This window comes from Mesorhizobium sp. M7A.F.Ca.MR.362.00.0.0 (assembly GCF_004023175.1).
Classification (GTDB): domain Bacteria; phylum Pseudomonadota; class Alphaproteobacteria; order Rhizobiales; family Rhizobiaceae; genus Mesorhizobium.
Window position 1 is genome coordinate 1 of record NZ_RZTF01000530.1, and the last position, 3,554, is coordinate 3,554.

Below are 3,554 nucleotides of genomic sequence, written 5' to 3' on the forward strand. Positions count from 1 at the left end.
CAGTGCTCAATCCTGATATGTTCGAGGAGGCGGCAGCCTCCGACCGGCGCCGCCGCAACGGCGCCGTGCTCGGACCGCTCGACGGCATCCCCTACACCGCCAAGGACAGCTACAAGGTGTCAGGCCTGACGGTGGCCGCCGGTTCGCCCGCCTTCGAGCATCTCATCGCCAATGAGGACGCCTTCACCATTGCCCGGCTGCGCGCCGGCGGCGCCGTGCTGATCGGGCTGACCAACATGCCGCCAATGGCCAATGGCGGCATGCAGCGCGGCGTCTACGGTCGCGCCGAGAGCCCCTACAATGGCGACTATCTGACCGCCGCCTTCGCGTCGGGCTCGTCCAATGGCTCCGGCACGGCGACGGCGGCCAGCTTCTGCGCCTTCGGGCTTGGCGAAGAAACCTGGTCGTCCGGCCGCGCGCCGGCCACCAACAATGCACTGGTCGCCTACACCCCGTCGCGCGGCGTCATTTCGGTGCGCGGCAACTGGCCCCTGGTGCCGACCATGGATGTCGTGGTGCCGCACGCGCGGACAATGCCCGACATGCTCGAATTGCTTGACATCATCGTCGCCGACGATCCCGAGACGCGAGGCGATTTCTGGCGCGCGCAGCCCTGGGTCGAGCTGCCGAAAAGCTCCGCTGTGCGGCCGCCCCGCTATACCGATCTCGCACTGGCGGGGTCGTTGAAAGGCAAGCGGCTCGGCGTGCCCAGAATGTATATCGGCCGCGACAGCGAGGCCGATGCGCCGATCGAAACCCGCGCCTCGGTGCTTGCCCTGTGGCAACAGGCAGCGGCCTATCTCGCGCGGCTTGGCGCCGAGGTGGTCGAGGTCGATTTTCCCGTCGTTTCCAACTATGAGCGCGACCGCCCGGGTGCTCGCACCATGGTCGAGCGCGGGCTGATGCCCCAGGAGTTCGCCGAGCGCGAACTCTGGGATCTCTGCATCTGGGGCTGGGACGACTTTTTGCACGCCAATGCCGACCCGTCTTTGCCCGATCTCGTCTCGGTCGACGGCCCAAAGATCTTCCCGCAGCCGCCGGGCACGCTGCCCGACCGCTATGAGGGCGGCTTCGACCTGAGGGAATATGTCGAGCGGGCGCGGTCCGGCGTCACGCCCGTCACGGAAATCCCGACGATTGAAGAAGGCCTGAAGGGGCTCGAAGCGACAAGGCGGATCGATTTCGAGGACTGGCTGGACGCCCATGGCATCGACGCCGTGGTGCTGCCCGCGACCGCCGATGTCGGACCGGCCGATGCAGACATCGACGAGGCGTCCGCCGCCCTTGCCTGGCGCAATGGCACCTGGGTCGCCAACGGCAATCTGGTCTGGCGCCATTTCGGCATCCCCACCGTCACCGTGCCGATGGGAACCATGGCCGATATCGGCATGCCGGTCGGCCTGACTTTCGCCGGCAAGGCCTATGATGATGTCAGGTTGTTGCGCATGGCCGGCGATTTCGAACAGTCGACCCGGCGCCGCACCCTGCCCCCACGCACGCCGGAACTGACTGAAGATGTATTTTCCCGCCGGCCCACGCAAACCGGTAACGGCAAGGCACCTCCGCTCGTCATCGCGCTTGCCGCCGAGACGCGCACGACCGGCGATCAGGACGAGATCACCATCACGCTCGACCTGCCGATCGACGCCGAGGCGGAAAACGCCAGCGTCAAGGTGCATGTCAACGGCGAGCCTGTCGCCATGCAGCGAAGCGGAGCGCGCTCCTGTGGACAGGCATTGGTTCCGGCCGCTGAGCACCAGCGCTTCCACAGCGTCTGGCGTGGCTCGTATGGCTCGATCGTGACGGCTATTGTGCGGCTGGAGGATGGGCGCAGCGCCGGCGGCTATCTGGTAACCGGAGGGATTGGATGAACGCCAGCCGCTAGGAAGGCAGCGAAGTCAGCCATTCTTCCCAAAATTCCTGCTGCATATGGACGAAAACCGGAACCACGTCGACGCCATCGTCAAATATGTCGACCAGATCCGTCTCTTGGGGAAATCGCCCCATCGTCACCTTGCAGGCCATCAATCCGCGACTCTTCTCCATCACGGTATTTTCGGGATAAACATTGGCACTCGCCCCGTAGCAGAAGGGCAGCAAACCATCGGCTTCGAGCCCCTGACGGATCTGGAACAGAGCTTCGAAAAAATCTTCCTCTTCGGCCCTGATCACCTTGTCCCGGTAGCCGCATGTCAGGCTGCAGACGGCGCCCTCTACATGCAGCGTAAACACGGCTTCCTCGTCTCCGCCCGTGCCCCCTCCGACCAAGAATACTGTCCGCTGATGATCCATTCCACCCCCCTTTGCTGTTCACCGGATGGTAGTTCGACAGCGGCCGACTTTCTAGCCATTGCAGGAATTCAGACCTCGCTGCCTCCGCGGTTCGCCGCTCGCCTTTCGCAATTGGTGACTGACAGAGGCTACCCCCGCGCCGCCCAAAGCAAACCCCGCTCCACCATCAGCGCCATTTCCGGCACCGCGAACTCATCCGCAGTGTGACCAAGGGAACTGTAGAAAACCTTCCCCGCCCCATAGCGCCGTTTCCAGACGACCGGCATGACGACGCCGCCTATCCCCGGAAAATGCGCGTCGGTGAAGGTGGTGGTCGCCAGCACCTCATTGCTTGGGTCGACATGCATGTAATATTGCTCCGACCGGTAGGCGAAATCGCTGATGCCTTTTGTGATCGGATCGTCCGGCCGGGTGATCGCGACAGTATAGTCGATGATGTTGCCGGGATGCGCCACCCATTGGCCGCCGGTCATGAACTGATAGTCGGGCTCGTTGCGAAAACTGTCGCCCATAGTGCCGTGGAAACCGCCGAGCCCGCTTCCCCCGCGAACCGCAAGCGTCAGGTTCTGCAACTCGGCCTTTTCGATCTTTGACATGGTGATGACAGGCACGATGAGATCGAAGGAAGCAAGCTCCGGATCGGCGAACATCGCCGTGCCCTCACCCAGCGTGACGTCGAAGCCGTTTCGCTCAAGCAAGGTGCGAACGATCTTCGCGCTCTGCTCCGGCGTATGGCCCTCCCAGCCGCCCCAGGCGATCAAGGCCTTCTTTGGCATTGTGTACCTCCCTGGAAAACTCGGCCCTGATCGATCCGGCGTCAGCGCCAGCCCAGCGCCGGAGCGACATGGGTCAGGATCGCCTCGATGACATGCGCATTGTAGTCGACGCCGAGCTGGTTCGGAACGGTGAGCAGCAGCGTGTCGGCCTCGGCGATCGCCTCGTCCTGCGCCAATTCCTTGATCAGCACATCCGGCTCGGCCGCGTAGCTGCGCCCGAAGATCGCCTTGGTGTTCTCCTCGATGAAGCCTATCTGGTCGCGGCTCTCATTGCCGCGGCCGAAATAGGCGCGGTCGCGATCGTCGACCAGCGCAAAGATGCTGCGGCTGACCGAGACGCGCGGCTCGCGACTGTGACCGGCCGCTTTCCAGGCCTCGCGATAGATGCGGATCTGCTCGGCCTGCTGGATATGGAACGGCTTGCCGCTCTCGTCGAATTTGAGCGTCGAACTCTGCAGGTTCATGCCGAGCTTAGCGGCCCATTCC

At 63.8% G+C, this 3,554-nt stretch carries 3 protein-coding genes and 1 pseudogene; 1 reads left to right on the top strand and 3 read right to left on the bottom strand.

Annotated features, from left to right (window positions below; all coding sequences use genetic code 11):
* Positions 1-1,871, top strand: a 1,871-nt coding sequence (locus EOC06_RS34510; RefSeq protein ID WP_128309911.1) for an amidase, incomplete at its 5' end; no start/stop codon positions are given.
* Positions 1,872-1,881: 10 nt separating this feature from the next.
* Here the strand turns inward: EOC06_RS34510 and EOC06_RS34515 are convergent.
* From EOC06_RS34515 to EOC06_RS34525, 3 genes and pseudogenes are all read right to left on the bottom strand, one after another.
* Positions 1,882-2,292 carry a hypothetical protein gene (locus tag EOC06_RS34515; RefSeq protein ID WP_128309912.1) on the bottom strand — a complete coding sequence of 137 codons (411 nt, stop codon included), beginning with the start codon at positions 2,290-2,292 and terminating at the stop codon, positions 1,882-1,884.
* 128 nt (positions 2,293-2,420) lie between these two features.
* Positions 2,421-3,068 (bottom strand): ThuA domain-containing protein, encoded by a 648-nt coding sequence (locus tag EOC06_RS34520; protein ID WP_128309913.1) that lies wholly within the window; start codon positions 3,066-3,068, stop codon positions 2,421-2,423.
* 41 nt (positions 3,069-3,109) lie between these two features.
* A pseudogene (locus EOC06_RS34525) lies at positions 3,110-3,554 on the bottom strand (LLM class flavin-dependent oxidoreductase); the annotation flags it as partial.